Here is a 22,015-nt window from a genome sequence, read left to right on the forward strand (position 1 = left end):
GGCTTAGATGTTCTCGTCGGGCAGGGTGAGGATTTCGTTGCCATCTTCGGTGATCAAGATGGTGTGCTCGAATTGTGCGGAGAATTGGTGGTCGGTGTTTTGTACTGTCCAGTCGTCTTCCCAGATCTCATAGTCCAAGCCACCAAGATTCAGCATTGGTTCGACGGTCAAGGTCATGCCGGGGACTAATTCGTTGGTATAGCGCTCGGAGTCAAAGTGCAAGACAACCAGGCCATTGTGGAAGGTGGTGCCAATGCCGTGGCCGGTGAAGTCTTCTACCACCGAGTAGCCAAAACGCCTGGCATAGCTTTCAATCACTCGTCCAATGACGTTGATCTGCCGGCCGGGTTTCGCCGCCTTGATGCCTCGCATCGTGGCTTCCTTGGTGCGCTCGACAAGCAGACGGTGTTCTTCGCTGACGTTGCCGGCAAGGAAGGTGGCGTTGGTGTCGCCGTGCACGCCGTTTTTAAAGGCAGTGACGTCGATATTGACGATGTCGCCGTCTTGAATCACCGTGGTGTCCGGGATGCCGTGGCAGACGATTTCGTTGAGGCTCACGCACACGGACTTAGGAAAGTTCCTATATCCCAAACACGAGGGGTAGGCACCGTGATCGAGCATGTACTCATGCGCAATCCGGTCGAGTTCATCGGTGGTCACACCCGGCGCCACGGCAGCCCCTGCAACCTGGAGCGCGTTGGCGGCAATCTTTGAAGCCTCGCGCATTGCCTCGATGGTTTCCGGAGTCTGCACGAAAGGCTCGCCCATGGCTTCTTGGACGGTGTCTTTCCACACGTATTCCGGGCGCGGAATCTGCTTCGGTACGGTGCGAATCGGCGTTGGAGTTCCAGGGGTCAGTGGTGCGCGAGTAGCCATGCCCACCATGCTAGCGCCGAGGCCTAGCTTTTCGACGTTAGGGTTGGGGTTGATCTGCTGGCGGCAGTGAACCCCCGGCACGCAATTCATCCAGGGTGCTAAAGAATTTATCTGTGACTGCCACGGCTGTTTCCGAGCCTCCACCAAGAACAACCAAGGTGGCGAAGGCAATATCGTCGTCTCGGTAGCCGGTAAACCAGGCGTGCGAGCCGTTATTAATTTCAGCCTCACCGGTCTTTGCAAAGATTTTGCCGCCCTGTTGGCTCATACCTGCGGCTGTGCCGCCACCGGCGGTCACGGCCCCCATCAGGTCGCGCAATTGCTCGATGGTCGCAGGCTTCGGGTTGTGCCCTTCGCCTTTGACCTTGGTTTCACGGCTTGAGATCAACTTCGGCACCGGGGTGTGCCCGGTGGCAGCGGTGGCCGATACCATGGCCAAACCGAAAGGACTCACCAAGACTTCGCCCTGGCCATAGCCTGCTTCGGTACGGGACAGCTCAGTATCCCCGTGGGGAATATCGCCGGTGACGGTGGCAATGCCGGGGATGTCATAGTCCACGCCGATGCCGAATTCTTTTCCTACATCTTCAAGCTGGCCGGGCTGCAATTTGGTGGAAATATCGGCAAAGGTAGTGTTACACGACCTGGCAAAGGCCTGTTGGAGCGGAACGTTGCCCAAGGAAAAGCCGTTGTAGTTATTCACCACGCGCCCATAGATATTCATGCTGCCCGGGCACGGCACGATGCTGCCAGGGTTTAAGTCCTGATCCTCAATACCGGCGGATGCGGTGATGATCTTGAAGGTAGATCCGGGGGGATACATACCGGTTAAGGCAATGTCGCCGTCTTCATCCGCTTTATCCGTTTGTGCGATGGCCAAGATCTGACCAGTTGACGGCCGGACTGCCACAAGCACTGCCTTTTTATCGGCGCGGAGATTGACTGCCTCCTCGGCTGCTCGCTGCACGTAGTGATCCAAGCTGATCTCTACCGAGGGAGCGGGATCCGGGGCGTGATATTCGAGTTGCTCTAATTCAGCACCATCGGAGGTAACGGCAGCAACTTTCCAGCCATTCTGGCCTTCCAAGTCATCAGAAATTAGTGAGGTCACCCTGGCAACCACATCCGGGGCGAAATTGGGATCGGTATTGACCATGGCTGCCTCGGGGTTCATCCGAACTCCCGGCAATGCCTCCAGAGAGCCTTTGAGCCGCTCCCCTGTTTCTTTGCTCAAGGTGGTCACCGAGTAGGTGCTTTTGGCATCCCTGATGGTCTTTTCGAGTTCCTTGAGATCCGGTACGCGCACAGTGTCATCAAAACCATGGGCGGCTTGAAGCTGCGCCACCAGGCTTCGAGCAATGGTGCCTGGATCGCCAATCTGCTCAGGTTCGATCAACACACGATAGATCGTGCCCGGCACCAACACATCTGCACCGTCGGAGGAAACAACACTGGCTTTCTCGGCATTGACGGCTAGAAGTTCCAGGTGCTGGTTGGCACCCAGTTTGGGGTGCAACGCGGCAGGTTGCCAACGAATAGACCAGCGATCGTTGATGCGATTTAAGGTCATGTCGGACTCGTAGACGAAGTCGCGATCCCTTGGTAAATCCCAGTGGTACCGCACCTTCGCGGTGGCAATGGAGTCGTTTAAGTCGACGTCGACAAGCTCAGCCTGCATCCCTTCGGCCTGAAGGCCTTTCCAGGACTGTTCCAAGGTATCCGCAGCGCCGGGATCATCAGATAAGGCAGCGGCTTGCTGGAATTGTTGCTGGCTGAGTTCTTCAATGAATTCTTCAACCACTGGTTTGGCCGATGCCGGTTTTGGCGTGCAAGCGGCAAGCGAGACGGTCATGCTGGCGATGACGGTGGTTGCAAGCGCTCGCTGCCAGGGTTTTTTCATGCGAAAAAGGCTAACACCGCCGATCCACAGATCGACGGTGCAACACCAATGACTTCGGAAGTCTAGCGAGTGACCTTGACTTGCGGGCCTGCGCCTTCTTTAATCTCGATGCCTTCTTCTTCGCAGATGCGCATGGCCTCTTCGATGAGGGTTTCCACGATCTGGGATTCGGGCACAGTCTTAATCACTTCGCCCTTCACAAAGATCTGTCCCTTGCCGTTGCCAGAAGCCACGCCGAGGTCTGCATCGCGAGCCTCACCGGGGCCGTTGACCACACAGCCCATCACTGCAACACGCAACGGCACATCCATGCCTTCGAGCGCTGCGGTGACTTCTTCTGCCAGCGAGTACACATCCACTTGCGCACGGCCACAGGAGGGGCAGGAGACAATTTCCAGGCCGCGTTCGCGTAAGTTCAGCGACTGCAGAATTTGATCGCCCACCTTGATCTCTTCCACGGGATCGGCAGACAAAGACACACGGATGGTGTCGCCGATGCCGTCGGCAAGCAAGGAGCCAAAGGCCACGGCGGACTTGATGGTGCCTTGGAACTTCGGCCCGGCCTCGGTCACACCCAAGTGCAGCGGATAATCGCATTGAGCTGCAAGCTGGCGGTAGGCCTCCACCATGATCACTGGGTCGTTGTGCTTCACCGAGATCGCGATATCGCCAAAGCCGTGCTCTTCAAAGAGGCCGGCCTCCCAAAGCGCGGATTCCACCAACGCCTCCGGGGTTGCCTTGCCGTACTTTTCCATGAGGCGCTTATCCAAAGAACCCGCGTTCACGCCAATGCGGATCGGGATATTGGCATCGCCGGCCGCCTTGGCCACCTCTTTGACGCGGCCATCGAATTCCTTGATATTGCCGGGATTCACGCGCACTGCGGCACAGCCGGCGTCGATGGCGGCAAAGATGTACTTCGGCTGGAAGTGGATATCGGCGATCACCGGGATGGGCGATTTCTTGGCGATGATCGGTAGCGCCTCAGCATCGACCGTCTTGGGGCACGCCACGCGCACGATATCGCAGCCGGTGGCAGTAAGCTGCGCGATCTGCTGCAGGGTGGAGTTAACGTCGTGGGTTTTGGTGGTGGTCATTGACTGCACCGATACGGGGTAATCGGAGCCAACACCAACGTTGCCCACCATCAATTGGCGAGTTTTTCGCCTTGGGGCAAGTACTGGCGGGGGTGCATCTGGCAAGCCGAGTCCGATGGGTTGTCCACTCGTGGAAGTCAAAAGTTTGCTCCTTGCTGATCCAGCAGGTGTTGAGGCGTGTGTGTTCTTGCCTGAGCCCCTGCTGGCGGGTTTTGATGTGGTGCAGGAATCGTTGTAGCAGTCTAGCACCGCTGATGGCTTGAGCTGAGGTGCAGGCTGTGTCGCCTCGCGCACAGTCCGGTTGCTACAGCCGGCAGCAGCACAGTCCGGTTGCCACAGCCGGGCAGCAGCGCAGACCGGTTGCTACAGCCGGGCTGCCGCTAGCCGAAGATTCTTACCGGGTTTACCACATCGGCGATGATGACCACCACGCCGATGGTGAGCAATAGGCCGGCCACGGTCACTGTCAGCGGCATGAGTTTGGTGTAGTCGGCAGGACCTGCAGGGGCAAGGCCACGCATCTTGCGTATCCGGTCACGGATGACCTCGTACAAGACCACGGCAATGTGTCCACCGTCTAGTGGCGGCAGTGGCACTAGGTTGAACAGGGCTAGGAAGAGGTTGAGGTTCGCCAGCAACATCAAAAAGGTTGCCCACGAATCCCGTTGGGCGAGTTCACCACCAACGCGTGAAGCTCCGACCACGCTCATGGGGCTTTCTTTATCGCGTTCGGCACCGAAGATGGAGGCAGCCACTCCGGGGATTTTTGCGGGGAAGGCCGCGAGCCCTTGGCCGGTGGCCTTGAGCAGTTCACCACTAAACCGCAGGGTTGCCGGTACGGCTTCGGCAGGCCCGTATTGCAGAATCACATCTTTTGGTGGCGCAGAGCTCACACCGATGGCGCCGACTGTTTTGGATTCCCCGCTGGTGGTGAGTCGTTCCACGGCAGCTACCTGCACTGGCACCTGCATCGTTTGGCCATCGCGATCAATATCCAGGGTGATGGTTTGGCCTGGATATGCGCGAACGGCTTCGGCTACCGATGGGAAGTCAGGCGTTGCTTGGCCTTCCACGGCCAAGATCGTGTCGCCTACCTGAAGGCCCGCTTCTTCTGCAGGGCCTGTGCCTTGGCATTCGCTGAGGGTGCGGGCGTCGATCTGCCGTGCTGGGACGCAGCCAAGTTCGCCGACGTGGGCGCGCAGATCCACGTTGGGGTTGGGCAGGCCATTGCCCACTGCCACACCGTAAATGAGCACCAGGGTGATCAGCACGTTCATGATGATGCCGCCGAGCAGCACAATCACACGTTGCCACCAGGGCTTATTCCTCATGGCGTGGGGTGCTTCTTCAGCGGTGACTTCATCTTGATTGGTCATTCCGGCGATATCGCAAAATCCACCCAGCGGCACCGCTTTAAGGCCGTACTCGGTGTGACCTTTGCGCCAGGACCATACCGTGGGGCCAAAGCCGACGAAGTAGCGGCGCACTCGCATGCCAAAGGAGCGCGCTGCCATGAGGTGGCCTAGCTCATGCAGTGCAATGGTCACGGCGATACCAAGCGCAAAGAGCGCCACGCCAAGCAAATAAGACCCCACTGATTCTCCTTCTTTTGATCCGCAAAGGCCTCTAGCTTAGGCCAGCAAGCTTTTCGACGACCACGTCTGCACGCCGGCGCGCTTCGCGCTCGTGCTCTAGTACTTCGGTAATGCTGCCCACGGAGCCTGCAAAATCACCTGCGCCGTCGAGCACCTCGGCGATGGCATCGACGATTTGGGGGAATCGGATACGGCCTTGCAAGAAGGCCTCGGCGGCCTGCTCATTGGCTGCGTTATACACCGCTGAGTAGCTGCCACCGGATGCAGCAGATTCACGGGCTAGCGGAATGGCCTTGAACTGCGGCTCTACGGGGAAGAATTCCCATGTGGAAGCCTGTTGGAAGTCCAATTGTGGCTGCGCATGTGGCACGCGATCAGGCCAGGCAAGCGCATGGGCGATGGGCATCTTCATCGATGGTGGCGAGGCCTGTGCGATGGTGGCGCCATCACAAAAGGTGATCATCGAGTGCACGATGGACTGTGGGTGTACCACCACGTCGATCTGGTCGGCAGGGACGTCGAAAAGCAAGGTTGCCTCGATCAGCTCAAGGCCTTTATTCACCAAGGTGGCGGAGTTCAAGGTATTCATCTGCCCCATCGACCAGGTGGGGTGTTGCGCTGCTTGCTCCGGGGTCACGTCCCACATCTGCTCGCGGGTCCAGCCACGAAATGGTCCACCGGAGGCAGTGAGCACGAAGCGATCAACTTCCTGGCGTTTGCCTGCTCGAAGCGACTGCGCCATCGCGGTGTGCTCGGAATCCACCGGGACAATCTGGCCGGGTTTCGCTGCGGCCATGACCAATTGGCCTCCAGCAACGAGGGATTCTTTATTGGCCAAAGCCAGCGTTTCGCCGGCCTCGATGGTGGCCATGGTGGCATCAAGGCCCATGGATCCAACCAAGGCATTTAAGACGGTATCGGCTGCTACTTCGCGCACCAGTTGGGCTGCGGCATCGGCACCGCTGCGCACGGGTGCGCCGAGTTCATCGCTGAGTCGCTGCGCTGCTGCCTCATCGGCTACGGCGACGGCGCTTGCCGGCACCTGGAATTGTTTGGCTTGTTTGGCCAATAGCTCCGCATTTGATCCTGCGGCGAGGCCAACCACTTCGAAGCGATCGCGATTATCGGCAATGACCTCGAGTGCCTGGGTGCCAATAGAGCCAGTGCTACCAAGAATAAGAATCCGCTGAGTCACAGTGGGCATTATTCCATGCCCACTGCTTTGTCATGTTTTCTCAGGGACGCTTGGACTTTCACCCCAATGGCTACCCCCTTAAGGGATACTACTTTGGTTTGAGCTCCATGCCGGTGAATCTGTCACTTTGCGCAGGCCAGCGAGCAACCCGGGCGTTTCGCGCCACGCCGAGGTGAACTGGGTTACAAAACTGCCGTGTTATGGCCTGAGCTTCTCGCATGTGCATGGCCACATGTGCCAAAATATAGCCATACAACAAACATTCGCGCTCCCCTGCGCTTGAAGCTCAATGGCCAAGGGAGCTCCAACATAAGGAGAAGAACGTGGCAGGTTCCCACGAGATCGCCCCTTCGGTGCACAACGGCGTGTCCACTTTGGACGAGCCCTCCGCAGCTTGGGGTTGGCATGATATCGGACAACACGCCATTCAGCTCTCCGGCTGGATCTCTGTGTTCTTCCTGCTGGCTTACAACTTTGGTAACCACGAGGGACACGTTGAAACGATTTATCTCTTCACCTTCGCCATCCTGATTGCCGTTGGCCTTCTGATCCAACTGTTCAAGCCCAGCTTTGGCAAGCAGCAGCGCACCCTGACTGCACACAACCAGCCGCTCGGCCACAAGGAGCCCGACTGGGCATACCTGCAGTCCACTGTTTCTGGCCCTTATGCGCAGCTTAAGGATTCCGAGCTTCGCGCTTTGAACATTGAGCCCAGCCGCGTTGCTCACCTGCGTGAGATCCAGCGCGAGAACGACAAGGCTTTATAAGCAGCATTAAAGCTTTCACGCCGTCGCCCCCACAGTGAACGTGGGGGCGACGGCGTTTTTGCTATTTCCCTAGGCTTTCAGCAGCAGGAAGGATGCAGCCCCTAGCGCTCGTCGGCAGCAAGCTGGCCACAGGCCGCGGCGATTTCTTGGCCTTTGGTGTCGCGAACGGTACACGGCACGCCCTGAGCAATCACCCGGCGGACGAACTCATCTTGACGTTCCTTCGGCGAGGCATCCCACTTGGATCCAGGCGTGGGGTTCAAAGGAATCAGATTCACATGCACCTTTGAGCCCAAGGCCTTATGCAATTTCTTGCCCAGCATATCGGCGCGCCATCCCTGGTCGTTGATGTCGCGAATCAGTGCATACTCAATAGAGACTCGCCTGCCCGATTGCTCTGCGTAGTAGGCGGCGGCATCGAGCACTTCTGCCACAGACCAGCGATTATTCACTGGCACGAGTGTGTCGCGCAGCTCGTCGTCAGGCGTGTGCAAGGAGACGGCGAGAGTGACGGAGAGTTGTTCGTCGGCAAGCTTGCGAATAGCGGGCGCAAGCCCAACGGTAGACACCGTCACGTTGCGTTGAGAAATACCAAACCCGTCTGGCGCAGGCTGGGTAATCTGGCGCACCGCGCTTACTACTCGCTTATAGTTCGCCAGCGGCTCGCCCATACCCATGAAGACGATATTGCTCAGCCTGGAGCCTTCCTTTTCCATGGTGGCCGCAGCTTCGCGCACCTGGTCCACGATCTCGGCTGTGGAGAGGTTGCGGTCAAGCCCACCTTGGCCAGTGGCACAAAATGGACACGCCATGCCGCAACCAGCTTGCGATGAAATACACAGCGTGGCGCGGTTGGGGTAACGCATCAACACAGACTCAAGCAACGTGCCGTCGTGGAGACGCCATAGAGTTTTTTGGGTTTCTCCATCATCGGCGGCCACATTGCGCACCGGGGTCATCAGCGTGGGAAACAGTGCCTGCCGGACCTGCTCGCGGGCTGCTGCCGGCAAGTCGGTCATGGTGGAAGGATCTGCTTCTTTGCGCTCGTAGTAGTGCTTGGCTATCTGATTCGCGCGGAATTTGGGTAGACCGAGCTCAGCAAGTGCGTCGATGCGCTCTTGGGGGCTGAGATCGGCAAAGTGCTTCGGTGGCATGCCACGGCGCGGGGAGGAGAAATTTAGCTGAATGGGAGTTGCCATGATGATGGCTATTGTGTCATCTCGCGCCCAAGAGACCAACACCAAAGAACGTGCAGCAGCCGAGCACGCAATTTTGTACGTGCGAATGCTTCCAAGATCCTTGCCTATTAGCGCTAGCAATGTCCTTGGCGTTTAATAAAAGACATGGAAGAACGTTTCGATGCACAGACCTCTCAGCCCTCAAGCACCAACGCGAATCAAGCTCCTGCAAGCCGCGAGATCACACCCCAGGAGCGCGATACCGCCCAGCAGCAGGACTCGAAGAAAGTAAAAGGTTCCCTTGCTGGTGGCACGTGGGTATCACTGATCATTGGCGCGCTGCTGATGATCGTGCTGTTGATTTTTATCATGCAAAACCAAGACCAGGTTGATCTTCAGTTCTTCGCCTGGAATTTCTCGGTTCCTGTTGGCGTGGGATTCCTATTGGCCGCGATTGCCGGCGCTTTGATCATGGCGATGGTCGGCATTATCCGCATGGTGCAATTGCGCCGACAGATCAAGAAGGGCTAATCCTCCCCTATTCCTTCAACACGAAAAGGCGGCCAGATGGCCGCCTTTTGGGTAGTTGATTCCTAGATTGTGGTGACGGTGCTGAGCACCAGCCAGGTCACCATCGCCGAAGGCAACATGCCGTCGAGGCGATCCATGATGCCGCCGTGGCCGGGAAGCAGGTTGGACATATCTTTGATGCCCAGTTCGCGTTTGAATTGTGATTCCACAAGATCACCGAGGGTTGCGCAAATAACGAGTCCCACGCCGAGAATCAGGCCCCACCACCAGACATAATCAAGCAGGAAGTAGACGGTGAGTGCGCCAGCGATTGCTCCGAAGAAGATTGAGCCGGCAAAGCCCTCCCAGGATTTCTTCGGGCTTACGGCAGGAGCCATGGGGTGTTTGCCAAACATCACCCCTGCGATATAGCCACCGGTATCAGAGGCAATCACGCACAGCATGAAGGTGACGATGAACATCGCGCCAGAGGCTTGGTCTGTGCCGAACAGCGAGAGCATTGCCGCGAAACTGCCAAACAGTGGGATCCATGTGAGCACAAAGATGCCAACGGCTGTATCGCGAAGATAGTTCTTCGGCGGTGTTTTAGGCCCGTAGTGAAAGAGCCTGCCAAACATGAGGCACAGGGCTGCGGCTACGTAGGCAGAAACAAGCCCTTTGGTGCCAAAAGGCCAGCTCGACCACAACATGAGCTGCCCGCCTAGGATGAGCACCCAGCGTTGGACCAGGTAGCCGGCTTCGCTGAGCCTTGCGTGCACTTCCCAGGTGGCAAGGGCAATGGCCAGGGCTACCAGTGGGTACCAGCCGAAGGGAATGACGAAAATACACAGCAGCACGATGGCGCCAAGACCGACACCTACTCCGATGGCTGCTTTTAAGTCACGGCCTGCGGAGTTTCGGGGCTTGGGTAAGTGTTCCAGCCCTTTTGGTGGACGGTTCATGGCTCAAGGCTCCTGCTTGCTTTAGGGCGGCCCCCACGAGGCTGCGAGGGCGTGCCCTGAATAAGGTCTCGGTTGGGTCTATCTCTACCGATCAAGGGTGCGTGCAGCGTGCCCGCGAGCGACTTGCCCGGTGAGAAGGTGATGCACAGGAGGCGAATTAAACCTCCATCAACTCCTGTTCCTTCTTGCTCACCAGCTCGTCGATCTGCCCGACGTAATTGGCAGTCACCTTATCCAGTTCTTTTTCAGCCGCCTGCACTTCGTCTTCGCCGGCGTCGCCATCCTTTTGGATCTTCTTAAGCTGATCCATGCCCTTGCGGCGAACATTGCGGATCGCAATCTTGCCGTCTTCGCCCTTGGACTTGGCCAGCTTTACCATGTCGCGGCGGCGTTCCTCAGTAAGCTGCGGAATGGTCACGCGCAGCACCTGGCCGTCGTTGGTGGGGTTGACGCCAAGATCCGAGTTACGGATTGCGTTTTCGATTTCACCCATCGAGGACATCTCATAAGGCTTAATCAGCAGCATGCGCGCCTCAGGCACAGAGATGGTGGCCATCTGCGTAATGGGGGTAGGCACACCGTAATAGTCTGCGATCACGCCATTGAACATGGCGGGGTTGGCGCGACCGGTACGGATATTGGTCATTTCATCGCGGGTGCGATCCACAGAGGTGGTCATGTGCTCTTCGCACTCAAAGAGGACTTCGTCAATCATGGCTCTTCCTTACAAGGACAGTCGTTGGTTGTTATTCGCTCTATATTTTTCTTAGCGCTGCGCTGGAACAATGGATCCCGCGCAGCCGTGCTCCAAAGGCAATCGCGCATTGCCGATGCACCTCATCACTGCCCTCCGAAGCCTGTGGGCTTGGAGGCTTGGGTACGTCGACAAGCGTCAAGGGGCAAGATGTTGCCCCTTTTCACCCTAAGCAAAGTGCTCTTAGCGTATCAGGATTGCACCAGCGTTCCGATGCGTTCACCCGAAACTGCTCGAGCAATATTGCCCTGGGTAAGCAAATTGAATACCAAAATGGGCATATTGTTATCCATGCACAGGCTAAAGGCGGTGGCGTCGGCAACCTTGAGGTTCTTCTCAATCACCTCGCGTGGGGTGATCTCCGTGTAGAGCTCCGCATCGGGGTTGGTGCGGGGGTCATCGGAGTACACACCATCGACGGCCTTGGCCATCAACAGCACCTCGCAGCCGATTTCCAGTGCGCGCTGAGCGGCGGTGGTGTCGGTGGAGAAATACGGCATACCCATACCGGCACCGAAGATGACCACGCGGCCTTTTTCCAGGTGGCGATCGGCGCGAAGCGGCAGGTATGGCTCTGCAACCTGGGCCATATTAATAGCGGTTTGCACGCGGCAATCAATGCCTTCTTGCTGCAAGAAATCCTGCAATGCCAGGCAATTCATCACGGTGCCGAGCATGCCCATGTAGTCCGAACGGGAGCGATCCATGCCGCGCTGCTGCAACTGTGCGCCGCGGAAGAAGTTGCCGCCACCGATGACCACTGCGACTTCCACACCAGATTTCGCGACCTCAGCAATTTGGCGAGCAACATTTTGTACCACGTCAGGGTCAATGCCGACTTCCCCTCCGCCGAACATCTCGCCACCTAGTTTGAGCATGACGCGCTTATAGGCGGTGCGGTTTTCTGCACTGTTCACGGTGAATGGACTCCTTTGTTATTGAGGTTGCTGCGCAAAGGGCAGCGAATTCGGGCACCAGTTTACAGTGCTTTGCTTTGAGCTTATCGACGTCCCAAGTGGCCGTGTTCAACGTCACCAGAGCCAAGAAGCCGCCAAAAAAGGAACAGGTGTTCGATTCTTTCGGGGGTTTATCGGAGGTAGCCAGGTAACCTATGTACTAGTTCAAAGCCCATGCACAGCCCCCAGAGGCTGAAGATCGACGCCAAGGTAACACGATGAAGCAATCGCTCAACGCAGCTTTAGAATCCATCCGCCAAGCACACCCCGAGGCTGAGATCGTGGTGCTCTGTGGCCAACATGCCCGCGACGATGTGATCACTGAGATCAGCAAGGCTGGGGCCTGGGCCGGGGTGCAGGTCAGCGGGATCCGTCAGTACTTAATGGAATCCGGGCGCTTTTTAGCACCTCGCCGCCCGCTGCAACTTCGCGATGTAGCCGTCAAAGTTACCGCCGCGCTCCAAGACGATGCAGAAGAAACCGAGTTCCACCGCCAAGCTATCAATGATGAGGCGGTTACTCGCGAAGCGCTTGCCGACGCCGTGCTGGCCCTGCTGAACCTGCCCAAACAGCGCCGCGACGCCCATGGTGATACCCGCCTGCCTGCTGCCGTAGCCAAACTTGCGCACACAATCGGCGAGGAATGCGCAACACAGTGGTTCACCTTGCCCGATGTGGCTGAATTCCTAATTGAGCGCGCCCCCGAGCGCGGAACGCAATTTGTCTTAGCCGGCGACATTGCCTTTGACACGCTAAGCGAATGGTTTATCGAGCAGCTTCCCAATGATGCCCTGCACCGGGTGGAATTCCCCGCGGTAACTGAAAAGACCGTAGTTGAGCACCACAGTTTCGTCTCTGATGGCGACGAAGCAGACTTTGCAGCAGCGCAGGTACTAGAAGCAGTAGCCAATGGTGTACCGCTGCACGCCATCGCGATAGCCTACTGCAGCCACAGCCAGATGGGGACACTGCACCAGGCACTAGAACGCGCCGGCATTCCTTTTAGCGCACTCAATCCGCACACCTGGGCCCAAGAGCCCTTTGCCCGCGGAATTCGACAACTGCTCTTGCTGGACCCCACGCTTATGCCGCGGCCTGAAATCGCTGCATTGCTTGCCTCCGGAATCCTCAAAGATGCCCCGAGCATGAGCGCCTTCGACTTCGCCTCCCGTGGGCTTGCCACCCTGAACCAGGGTGAGGATTGGATCGAAGAAGCAGATGAACACGAGACAGTGGCGGAGATCAAACGTTTTGTTCATGACTTGGCACAGCAACTGGAAGCACTCCACCAAGCTGAAAGCTTGGCAGGCCTTGCCGAGGCACTCGGTGAGCTTCGTGGATCCCTGCTGCGCAAGATGAATGCAGAAGAGCAGGCATTTTTCAATCGACTGCTCGACACCATGCGCCAACACCAACTTGATGCCAGCGCGGTGATGCTCGCCGAGCTCAGCGATCAAGCTCTCCGCACCCCCTTAGCCTCCACCCAACAGGGCATGGTGCAACTCACTAGCCTCGAAGGCTTGGTGGGTCGATCCCTGCAACTCTGCATCGTGTGCGGGGCCAGTGATGATGCACTTCCCGGATCGCTCGGAACCAACGCTGCCATCACCCCCGAGCAGTCCGGCAACACTTCCAAGGCATTCCTGGATCGGCGCGAACGCGCCTTCCGTCACGCACTCACTGCCTCGAGCAGGGTGCTGGTTAGCCATCCGCGCAGCTTGCTTAAGGGATCTGCAGTGGTGGAACGCTCCCCCTGGGCCGATGGCGAAATACAGCATCACGGCCCGTTGATTGAAGAATGGCACCAGGCTAAAGCGCTGCCGGCAACCGAGTTTGATCTCAACCTGCTCGCAGGTGGTCTTGGGGCTGAGACCAAAGACCAGGTGCAGCGCTTCACGCACACCATGCTGGCCCGCCACGAAGGCGAATGGGCAGGCGATGGCGCTGCCTTTAATGGTTGGATCGGCCCAGGCTATAGCAAGGCGGTACTGGAACAGCAGCTATCGACCTCCGCGCTTGAGCTTTTTACCCAAGATCCGCTCGTGTTCTTTATCGAGCGCATCCTTGGCCAAAGGGTATTAGAGGATTCCTTTGGTGCTGCCGAGATCGATGCCCGAGATCGCGGCACCGTCTACCACCGCGTGTTTGAACGCTGGATCCGCGAAATGTGGCTCGATGTCGCCTCCCTGAAGCACCGCTATAGCGATGTGGACTTCAATGCAGGCGTGCTGCGCATGCGCGAGATCGCGGTGGAAGAGCTCGATGCACGCCGCGATTCCTCCATCCCAGACGTCATGTGGCAGGCCTTCCAATCTGAGGTGCTGCGAATCAGCGATGCCTTTGTCAAACTCGAAATCGCACGATCAAAAACATGGCGACCTATTGGTGTTGAGGTGCCGTTTGGTCGCGTCCACGACGCCGCCGATTCGCCACCGTTGAAGATCCCTTTGGACAATGGGCACACCCTCACCCTTGGTGGCGTGATCGACCGTGTTGATCTGCACATCGACCACGAAAGCCAGCAAGCAGTGCTCGCCGTCCTAGACTACAAATCCGGCAACCCCCAAAAGTACAAGGCGGCGTTCAGCGGCGACGAGTACACGGGCAATGCCAAACACGGCTATCGCTTCCAGCTCGCTGCCTATGGTGAAGCCATCCGACAGGCCTTGGCAGGAGCAATCACGGAAGGCCCACTGGCAGAGCTAGCCAAGGAAGTAGCCAAGATCAACGTCAATGGCTACCCAATCACCATTACCTCGGGCTACCTCTTCTTCCTCAATGAGGACTTCGAGCTCATCCGGATTATCTACGACGCCAACGCGCAGGCGGAACTAGAACACCGGCTGAACAAGATCACCTCGTTTATTGCCGAGGGTGCTTTCCCGCCTTATGAGATTTCGGGCAATCCGATCATGAATGAACGCGCCGTGCGCCTTGGAGCCAGCACAGCCGCCGCCGCATCCAAACTGCAATTGTTGGGGTTCACCCCGCTTGACATCGCCGAAGACCAGGAGCAATAACGTGGTGCAACAACCAGATCCCAACAACATGGACAATTTCAACCGTCACCTGATTACGAACCAGGTTGATGAATCCATCTTTGTCGAGGCAGGTGCCGGCTCCGGCAAAACCTTCCAACTGGTCAGCAGAATCATCACGTTGGTTATCGAACGCGGCGTGCCAATCTCGCGCATTGTGGCCATCACCTTCACCGAATCCGCCGCAGCGGAGCTGGTTACACGCCTGCGACGCAACTTCGCTGAGATCGCCCAAACCGGCCAATTAGATATCAAGCACGCCAGCGCACGCACCTTCTCCGATGTTGAGCAGGCCAAACAACGCGCCAGCGAAGCCCTTGAAGCGCTCCCTGGCGCTGCGATCGAAACGCTGCACTCCTTTTGCATGCGCATTCTCAAGATCTTCCCGCTTGAGGCAGGCTTGCCACCAAGGGTGGAAAAGTCCAATGATTTGCTTGCCGACGTCGCCAGCGCCGAGCGCATTAGCGACACCCTCGCGCTGCTGAGCGCGTCCATGCAGGGGCACGCAGAGACCACCAAGCTCGTCGACGCCCTACCCGTTCCTGTCAGCGGCGCGGATCTGCGCGGCGCACTCGAATGCCTGACCGCTCATGAAGTCCGCGTCAACCAACTTGGCAATGTTGTGGGGTGGATGGATGCGCACTGGGGTGAACTCGACCAAACTCTGATCGAACCGATCCACCCAGGTGGTCACCTCACCGTGGATTACCTGCGTGGCATGCTCCAACGCGTAGAAGAACTCGCAGGGTTGTGCACTAACCCCGCGGACAAGCTCTTTATGAACGTGGTGGCTCCCCTCCACGGCGAGTTACTTCGCCATTTGGAAGACGGGGCACATCCAGAGCGCTTTGTAGAGCCTCGCATGGATTTCCGCGGCGGTGCTGCCAAGCACTGGAATGGGATGTCACCTCAGCAGGTCAAAGACACCATCCGGGATGAGCTCCACAATCTAGAGATCAAGCGCCTAGGCCCAGTCCACCGCGCATTGACCCAGGTCCGTGCCGTCTTGGCGGCCCGCACCGTAGAGCTTGCACAGCAGCGCTGTCGCACCGGCATGATCGAATTCCACGACATGATCTATCTGGCCCAGCGTCTGGTGCGTAAGCCGGAGATCGCTCAAGCCTTACACGAGCGCTTCCACACCATCTGCGTGGATGAATTCCAAGACACCGACCCAGCCCAGCTTGAGATCCTCGAACATATCGCTCGGGGTGCTGGGCAACACCCGAGCCCCGGCAAGCTGTTCTTAGTTGGTGATCCCAAGCAGTCCATCTATCGCTTCCGCAACGCGGACTTGGATACCTACATGCACGCCCGAGAGAACTTTCCCTCTTATGGCGAGCAGGGCCACAGCGTCGTGCACTTGGCCAACAATTTCCGCTCAGCGCCAGCAGTTGTCGATGGCGTGAACCTGATGTTCGGAGAACTGTTCGCCCAAGCTGCCCACACGGCCGAAAAGTCGGAGCAGGCCCCAAGTGCAGTGGATTATGTGCCGATGGAGTACCCGGATTCATCCGGGGACCGGCCAGGCCAGGTGTTGATCCTGCGCAATGAAGAAGCCGTAGAGGCTATCGGCACCATGGGCTCAGACAGCAGCCCACACCGCGAAATTGAGATGGCCGATATTGCCTCGTTGATCAAGGCGACCATGGCTAATGAATTTGGCGAGTACCTCAAGGACGCCCCGGGAGGCACTGCCCCGCTGGAGTTGGAAGACATCGCCATCCTGGTGCCCACGCACACCATCGCGCGCCGCGTGATCGATCTCCTTATAACCGAGGGCATTCCCTATGTCTCTGAAGGCTCGACTCAACTCTTCAACGCCCCAGAGATCAATGAGCTGCTCACCGTGCTGCGCGCCATCGCGGACCCAGCCGATAAGTTCACCCAAGTTGCTGCGCTACGCTCGGCCATCCTCGGCTGCAGCGACCGCGAACTAGCCCAGTATCACCAGCTAGATGATCCTCCAGCAGATCACCCGGTGTCACAAGCAAAAACGTGGCTACAGCAGCAACACCTGCGAACTCGGAAAGTGCCACTGCATGTGTTCATGGCAGAGCTGGTGCAATCCTCCGCGGTGCGCGAGGCATTAGCATCCGATCACAGCCAGCGCGCGAACTTACCTCGTGTGAGCCTGCTGCTGCAGATTACAGAGGAATTCGTTGCAAGCACCGGCCTTGGTTTGCGGGAATTCGTGCACTGGGCTGAACAGCAAGCCGCAAGTTCCCAAGGTGTGGCGGAACCGGTGTTAGACAATGGCACCAAGGGCGTCCGCGTGATGACGATTCACCGCTCCAAGGGCCGCGAGTTCCCCATGGTGATTATGGCCGGCATGGCGCACCACAAGTCGCATCAAGTGCCGGCGCAAGGCCTAGACAAGCAGAGCCAAGTGCTCGAGTTCAAGCTGGGCAGCTTCACCACTGCCGGCTATGAGGCCATGTACGAATACGAAAAGCTCGCGGCTCAATTTGAGGCGATCCGCCTGCTGTACGTAGCTGCCACCCGAGCACGCAATACTTTGGCCATTCCGCTGGAACTTGCGTTGAAATCCAAAGGCAAAGCCTCTACGAAGTTCTACGGGGCCATGTTGTATGACGCCATCCAAAACATCCCCCACCACTTGCCAATGGTCAGTGCTGATAAGTTGCCTGGTGGCAGTCAGACACTGGCAAAAGACACGCAGGCACCCCAGGAGCTGGACTTTGATCAGGCACAGCGTCACGTGGCCAACCTGCAAGAACACCTTGCTCGCGCCGCGCAGCAGGCGCCGAGAATTTCGGTGACCGCCATCGCCCACGCTGAAGAAGTCGCCGAGCCCGAGGCAGAACAGGTCACTTCGGCAACGCTTGCCACCGGCGCGAGGTTACGCGCATTGCTGGCAAACGGGCACGATGGCCACACCAAGATTCATGGCAATACCGAGCTAAAAACAGCCGGTGGTACGGCCTTTGGTTCCGCGGTGCACGAGGTGATGGAGCTGCTGCCAGAGGGCGAAAACGCCCAGGCACTTGCAGAGGCCATCGCGCCAATTCACGACCTCGATGCACAAGCAATCACTGATGTGGTCAGTGCCGTTGAATGCTTCGCTGCGTCCGAGCCTTATCAGCAAAGCTTGCGGTCTCAGAAGGCCTATCGCGAACTCCCAGTGTTCGACCGCATCGATGACGTTGCTGTCGAAGGCATCATCGATGTGCTGTATCTCGACGAAAACGACGAGTGGGTCATCGCGGATTATAAAACCGATCGCGTTGCTACCCCTGAGACCATCAGCAGCTACTTCTTGCAGCTCGAGGTGTACGCGCGGATCGTGGAAAAGGCCAAGGGCATTCGCGTCGCCCGCTGTGAGCTGATTTTCCTTGGCCACAACGGCCCACAGGTGCGCGTGGAACGTCGATAAGCAAAGCAAATGCCCGCCCCAAGGGGCGGGCAAAAAGCTCTGTTAGCCAGGAATTAGTGCTGGCCAACCTCGTAACGAACGAAGCCGGTCAGGGTAACGCCAGCTTCATCCATGACCTGCTTGACGGTCTTCTTGCTATCAGCAACGGAAGCCTGCTCAAGCAGCACGACGTCCTTGTAGAAGCCACCGAGGCGACCCTCAACGATCTTCGGGATAGCCTGCTCGGGCTTGCCCTCGTCGCGGGTGATCTGCTCGGCGATGGAACGCTCGTTTTCTACAACCTCAGCAGGAACATCCTCGCGGGTCAGGTACTGAGCCTTGAGGGCAGCAACCTGCATTGCGGCTGCGTGTGCAGCAGCCTTGGCCTCTTCGCCCTCGCCGGTGTAAGCAACCAGCACGCCAACTGCCGGAGGCAGGTCGGCTGCACGGTGGTGCAGGTACACGGAGAGGTTCTCGCCCTCGAGGGTCACAGCACGACGCAGCTCGAGCTTCTCGCCGATCTTGGCGGAGAGCTCTTGCACAGCCTCGCCAGCGGGCTTGCCATCGACCTCAGCAGCAGCAAGCTCCTCGGGGGAGTTAGCCTTCACTGCAGCGGCAGCGTCGGCAACCTTCTGAGCGAATTCCTTGAACTCAGCGTTCTTAGCAACGAAGTCGGTCTCGGAGTTGATCTCGACCATGGTGTTGCCGGACACAGCGATCAGGCCTTCAAGGGCGTTGCGCTCAGCGCGCTTGCCCACGTCCTTAGCGCCCTTGATGCGCAGGATCTCAACAGCCTTGTCGAAGTCGCCGTCGGTTTCCTCGAGTGCCTTCTTGCAGTCGAGCATGCCGGAGCCGGTTAGCTCGCGAAGCTTCTTCACATCAGCAGCGGTGTAGTTCGCCATATTTGGGGCGACCCTCCTTGTATAGGGATGTTGTACGTTGTGGTCACTGTTTACACTAACCAAACGCGACAAGATGCGCTGGCTTGGTGATGTTTCAGTGTTGCGTGGTTACGGCGCAACCACATACTTTTTGCAACAGCTCGCACTGTTGCAGTGCCGTGCCTTGTCATGCGTATAACAACATGCAAGACCCCAGCCAAGCAGCACAATGCCGCGTGAGGTTGGGGCCTTTGGTTACTGGCATGAGCTAGCTATTACTCAGACTTAGCCTCTGCAGCTTCTGCCTTGGGGGCTTCCACCTTGGCAGCAACCTCTTCGGAAGCCTCAACCTTGGCGGCAACCTCAGTCTTCTCGGCGTCGCCGGCAGCTTCCTTCTGTGCAGCCAACTGGCGCTCCTCGCGAGCCTGCTTACCAGCAGAAACAGCGGAGGAGATCACGCGGGTGAGCACGTCGATGGAGCCGATGGAGTCGTCGTTGCCGGGCACGGGGTAGTTCACAACGTCCGGGTCGCAGTTGGTGTCCAGGATGGCAACTACGGGGATGTTGAGCTTGTGTGCCTCGTTGACGGCGATGTGCTCCTTGTTGGTGTCTACGATCCACATTGCGGAAGGCACCTTGGTCATGTCGGCGATACCGCCGAGCACGCGCTCGAGCTTCTGGCGCTCACGGGTGAGCATCAGAACTTCCTTCTTGGTGCGGCCCTCGTAGCCACCCTCAGCAGCGTCCATTGCCTGCAGTTCCTTCATGCGGTGCAGACGCTTGGACACGGTCTGGAAGTTGGTGAGCATGCCGCCGAGCCAGCGGTGGTTCACATAAGGCATACCAACGCGCTCAGCCTGGTTCTTCACAGCTTCCTGAGCCTGCTTCTTGGTGCCGACGTAGAGGATGGTGCCGCCGTGAGCAACAGTCTCCTTGACGAATTCGTAGGCCTCATCGATGTAGGTCAGGGTCTGCTGCAGGTCGATGATGTAGATGCCGTTGCGGTCGGTGAAGATGAAACGACGCATCTTCGGGTTCCAACGACGGGTCTGGTGGCCAAAGTGCACACCAGCATCGAGCAGTTCACGCATGGTTACAACAGCCATGGTGCTCCTTTTCAAGTATGTGGTTCGGTTATCTGTACTTGCGCGGGTTCTCCCCGCGCCCTGGCTACCGACGCTCCATAGGCCACACCCAACACGCTCAACAGGCGTAATGGGACCTCGTGGCCGCCGGTGGTACTCACCTATGAAAGGGCTGATACCTTCGCGGTCGCGCGTAGTCAGCGGCCTATATTGCACAGCACAAGACTGCGCAGGCACACTGCTGAGGGTCGATCTTATCTGCTGCCTGCAGGAATTCCAAAATCTTTTTCCAATTGTGAAACCTTGAGCACCACCAACACCACCCATCACATTTTCCACAGGCAAAGCAGGGCCGAATAGAAAACCGTGCACCCGCAGCACACCCTTGGGGCATGCGGAACATCTCAAAGCTCATCGCCCTTGCGCTGCTCCTAGCAAGCGTATTTGGCGCACCCCCAGCAGCCATCGCCTACGTCTCCCCCGCCACCGGCACCAATGCCCCAGGAAGAGTGCTTCAAGGTTTTCGCGTCGGCGAACACGATTGGCTTCCGGGGCATCGCGGGGTCGACCTTGCACTTGCACCAGGAAGCCCAATTCTGGCCACCGAGGATGGTGTGGTGGCATTCGCGGGCATGGTGGCCGGCACACCAGTGTTATCGATCGATCATCCTGACGGGCTTCGTAGCACCTACCAGCCCATACAGGCGGTGGTGGCGAAAGGCGACTCCGTGAAATCAGGAGAGGTGATCGGCACGCTTGTGGCTACAGATGGCACTCACCCTGGGCTGCATTGGGGGATCAAAACAGGGCCGAAAAGCTATATCAATCCCCTGTCCCTGCTTGATATACCCGTGATCAGGCTCAAACCCATACACGCCGAAGCCACACCCGCTCGGCCCTAGATCCTCACCTGTTCCCCACCTGCATCGTGTGGGTTTTAGGCACGAGGGTGGGCTTGCTTGAATGCCTCCTGTAGCCGTGCGGCACTGACGTGGGTGTAAATCTGGGTGGTTTGCAGGGAGGAATGCCCAAGCAGCTCTTGCACCACACGCAGATCAGCACCGTGATCAAGGAGATGGGTTGCTGCGCTGTGGCGCAACGCGTGCGGCCCTAAACCTTCTACCCCGGCGCGATCACCTTGGGCTTGCACGAGTCTGCGCACCTGGCGAACGTTGAGCCGACCTCCACGAATGCCCAAAAATAGCGCGTTGCCGCTGCTGGGATCCACAAAGTGGCGACGCCCATGCTCAAGCCATGCCTTGATAGCTGCTGCTGCTTGCCTGCCAAAGGGCACCATGCGCTGTTTATTGCCTTTGCCTGTAACTTTGGCGATGCGCGTTGAGCAATCCACATCTGCAATATCCAAAGCGACGAGTTCAGCCACGCGCATGCCTGTGGCGTAGAGCAATTCGAGTATGGCAAGGTCGCGCAGCAGTTCTGCTTGCTTCGCTGGCGTGGCATCCTCGCCAATTTCTTTGTGCACCACTTGGGCAGCCGTGTGTTCATTGAGCACTTTTGGCAGGTGGTTGCCCACTTTCGGGGCCTGCAGCCGCGCCGCTACGTCATGTGAGAGGTAGCCCTGGGCAAACAGCCAGGAGCTAAATCCTTTCATCGCAGCGGTACGCCGAGCCAGCGTCGCTCGGGAGGCACCTGCTTCCACCGCCTCGCCCAGTGCATCGCGACAATCTTCAAGGGTCATGGCCTCAAGGCTTGGGCGGGTGTTGGCGAAGGCGCGCAGGTCTGATCGATAGCCACGGATGGTGGCCTCGGATCTACCAAGTACGTAGCGCAAATGATCGGCGTAGTCGTCGATAAGCTCAAGCATTTGCGTGGTGCTCATGGGCA

At 58.0% G+C, this 22,015-nt stretch carries 17 protein-coding genes; 5 read left to right on the top strand and 12 right to left on the bottom strand.

From position 1 onward, the window contains the following. Positions 1-3: 3 nt before the first annotated feature. From map to dxr, 5 genes are all read right to left on the bottom strand, one after another. Complete coding sequence (gene map, locus IEU99_RS01685) at positions 4-876, bottom strand: type I methionyl aminopeptidase (protein ID WP_371869459.1); 873 nt, start codon at positions 874-876, stop codon at positions 4-6. A 37-nt stretch (positions 877-913) separates the two neighbouring features. Then, positions 914-2,776, bottom strand: coding sequence for a penicillin-binding transpeptidase domain-containing protein (locus tag IEU99_RS01690; RefSeq protein WP_128889619.1), 1,863 nt, complete (start codon positions 2,774-2,776; stop codon positions 914-916). 62 nt (positions 2,777-2,838) lie between these two features. Further along, positions 2,839-4,014 carry a flavodoxin-dependent (E)-4-hydroxy-3-methylbut-2-enyl-diphosphate synthase gene (gene ispG / locus IEU99_RS01695; RefSeq protein WP_128889618.1) on the bottom strand — a complete coding sequence of 392 codons (1,176 nt, stop codon included), beginning with the start codon at positions 4,012-4,014 and terminating at the stop codon, positions 2,839-2,841. Between the two features lie 239 nt (positions 4,015-4,253). Then, the gene (locus IEU99_RS01700; protein ID WP_128889617.1) at positions 4,254-5,468 is read right to left on the bottom strand and encodes a M50 family metallopeptidase; all 1,215 of its coding nucleotides are present in this window, start codon (positions 5,466-5,468) and stop codon (positions 4,254-4,256) included. A 31-nt stretch (positions 5,469-5,499) separates the two neighbouring features. Beyond that, positions 5,500-6,663 carry a 1-deoxy-D-xylulose-5-phosphate reductoisomerase gene (gene dxr / locus IEU99_RS01705; protein WP_164931150.1) on the bottom strand — a complete coding sequence of 388 codons (1,164 nt, stop codon included), beginning with the start codon at positions 6,661-6,663 and terminating at the stop codon, positions 5,500-5,502. A 323-nt stretch (positions 6,664-6,986) separates the two neighbouring features. On the opposite strand from dxr, the gene IEU99_RS01710 reads away from it, so the two are divergent. After that, the gene (locus tag IEU99_RS01710) at positions 6,987-7,430 is read left to right on the top strand and encodes a DUF2631 domain-containing protein (RefSeq protein WP_128889615.1); all 444 of its coding nucleotides are present in this window, start codon (positions 6,987-6,989) and stop codon (positions 7,428-7,430) included. A 101-nt stretch (positions 7,431-7,531) separates the two neighbouring features. On the opposite strand, the gene rlmN is transcribed toward IEU99_RS01710, so the two are convergent. Next, positions 7,532-8,629: a dual-specificity RNA methyltransferase RlmN gene (gene rlmN / locus IEU99_RS01715; protein ID WP_128889614.1), complete on the bottom strand. Its 1,098-nt coding sequence runs from the start codon at positions 8,627-8,629 to the stop codon at positions 7,532-7,534. Positions 8,630-8,773: 144 nt separating this feature from the next. Between rlmN and IEU99_RS01720 the strand changes: the two genes are divergently transcribed. Next, positions 8,774-9,139 carry a LapA family protein gene (locus tag IEU99_RS01720; RefSeq protein ID WP_128889613.1) on the top strand — a complete coding sequence of 122 codons (366 nt, stop codon included), beginning with the start codon at positions 8,774-8,776 and terminating at the stop codon, positions 9,137-9,139. Between the two features lie 62 nt (positions 9,140-9,201). Here the strand turns inward: IEU99_RS01720 and IEU99_RS01725 are convergent, their stop codons facing one another. From IEU99_RS01725 to pyrH, 3 genes are all read right to left on the bottom strand, one after another. Then, entirely contained in the window at positions 9,202-10,080 is an 879-nt protein-coding gene (locus IEU99_RS01725; RefSeq protein ID WP_128889612.1) for a phosphatidate cytidylyltransferase, read from the bottom strand. A gap of 157 nt (positions 10,081-10,237) precedes the next feature. Beyond that, complete coding sequence (frr, locus tag IEU99_RS01730; protein WP_123959988.1) at positions 10,238-10,795, bottom strand: ribosome recycling factor; 558 nt, start codon at positions 10,793-10,795, stop codon at positions 10,238-10,240. A 230-nt stretch (positions 10,796-11,025) separates the two neighbouring features. Next, a complete protein-coding gene (gene pyrH / locus IEU99_RS01735) occupies positions 11,026-11,712 on the bottom strand; it encodes a UMP kinase (RefSeq protein WP_229718370.1) in 687 nt (228 codons plus the stop codon). A gap of 296 nt (positions 11,713-12,008) precedes the next feature. Between pyrH and IEU99_RS01740 the strand changes: the two genes are divergently transcribed. Together IEU99_RS01740 and IEU99_RS01745 are read left to right on the top strand one after the other, a co-directional pair. After that, positions 12,009-14,810: a PD-(D/E)XK nuclease family protein gene (locus IEU99_RS01740; RefSeq protein ID WP_128889610.1), complete on the top strand. Its 2,802-nt coding sequence runs from the start codon at positions 12,009-12,011 to the stop codon at positions 14,808-14,810. 1 nt (position 14,811) lies between these two features. Further along, positions 14,812-18,225, top strand: coding sequence for a UvrD-helicase domain-containing protein (locus tag IEU99_RS01745; RefSeq protein WP_164931149.1), 3,414 nt, complete (start codon positions 14,812-14,814; stop codon positions 18,223-18,225). Positions 18,226-18,278: 53 nt separating this feature from the next. Here IEU99_RS01745 and tsf read toward each other — a convergent pair whose 3' ends face one another. Continuing rightward, positions 18,279-19,106 carry a translation elongation factor Ts gene (gene tsf, locus IEU99_RS01750; RefSeq protein ID WP_128889608.1) on the bottom strand — a complete coding sequence of 276 codons (828 nt, stop codon included), beginning with the start codon at positions 19,104-19,106 and terminating at the stop codon, positions 18,279-18,281. A gap of 254 nt (positions 19,107-19,360) precedes the next feature. Continuing rightward, positions 19,361-20,191 (bottom strand): 30S ribosomal protein S2, encoded by an 831-nt coding sequence (gene rpsB / locus IEU99_RS01755; protein WP_128889607.1) that lies wholly within the window; start codon positions 20,189-20,191, stop codon positions 19,361-19,363. Between the two features lie 371 nt (positions 20,192-20,562). On the opposite strand from rpsB, the gene IEU99_RS01760 reads away from it, so the two are divergent. Beyond that, positions 20,563-21,072, top strand: a complete 510-nt coding sequence (locus IEU99_RS01760; RefSeq protein ID WP_128889606.1) for a murein hydrolase activator EnvC family protein — start codon at positions 20,563-20,565, stop codon at positions 21,070-21,072. 35 nt (positions 21,073-21,107) lie between these two features. Here IEU99_RS01760 and IEU99_RS01765 read toward each other — a convergent pair whose 3' ends face one another. Next, a complete protein-coding gene (locus IEU99_RS01765; RefSeq protein ID WP_128889605.1) occupies positions 21,108-22,010 on the bottom strand; it encodes a tyrosine recombinase XerC in 903 nt (300 codons plus the stop codon). Positions 22,011-22,015: the final 5 nt, after the last annotated feature.

The sequence above is a fragment of the Corynebacterium pelargi genome (assembly GCF_014635485.1).
In the GTDB taxonomy this organism is placed as follows: domain Bacteria; phylum Actinomycetota; class Actinomycetes; order Mycobacteriales; family Mycobacteriaceae; genus Corynebacterium; species Corynebacterium pelargi.

What these genes read in the sequence shown, in the direction of transcription:
- IEU99_RS01690 (WP_128889619.1), bottom strand. Translation starts at nt 2,776, where the DNA reads ATGAAAAAACCCTGGCAGCGAGCGCTTGCAACCACCGTCATCGCCAGC.
- IEU99_RS01760 (WP_128889606.1), top strand. Translation starts at nt 20,563, where the DNA reads ATGCGGAACATCTCAAAGCTCATCGCCCTTGCGCTGCTCCTAGCAAGC.
- tsf (WP_128889608.1), bottom strand. Translation starts at nt 19,106, where the DNA reads ATGGCGAACTACACCGCTGCTGATGTGAAGAAGCTTCGCGAGCTAACC.
- IEU99_RS01725 (WP_128889612.1), bottom strand. Translation starts at nt 10,080, where the DNA reads ATGAACCGTCCACCAAAAGGGCTGGAACACTTACCCAAGCCCCGAAAC.
- IEU99_RS01765 (WP_128889605.1), bottom strand. Translation starts at nt 22,010, where the DNA reads ATGAGCACCACGCAAATGCTTGAGCTTATCGACGACTACGCCGATCAT.
- rpsB (WP_128889607.1), bottom strand. Translation starts at nt 20,191, where the DNA reads ATGGCTGTTGTAACCATGCGTGAACTGCTCGATGCTGGTGTGCACTTT.
- frr (WP_123959988.1), bottom strand. Translation starts at nt 10,795, where the DNA reads ATGATTGACGAAGTCCTCTTTGAGTGCGAAGAGCACATGACCACCTCT.
- map (WP_371869459.1), bottom strand. Translation starts at nt 876, where the DNA reads ATGGCTACTCGCGCACCACTGACCCCTGGAACTCCAACGCCGATTCGC.
- IEU99_RS01720 (WP_128889613.1), top strand. Translation starts at nt 8,774, where the DNA reads ATGGAAGAACGTTTCGATGCACAGACCTCTCAGCCCTCAAGCACCAAC.
- IEU99_RS01740 (WP_128889610.1), top strand. Translation starts at nt 12,009, where the DNA reads ATGAAGCAATCGCTCAACGCAGCTTTAGAATCCATCCGCCAAGCACAC.
- rlmN (WP_128889614.1), bottom strand. Translation starts at nt 8,629, where the DNA reads ATGGCAACTCCCATTCAGCTAAATTTCTCCTCCCCGCGCCGTGGCATG.
- pyrH (WP_229718370.1), bottom strand. Translation starts at nt 11,712, where the DNA reads ATGCTCAAACTAGGTGGCGAGATGTTCGGCGGAGGGGAAGTCGGCATT.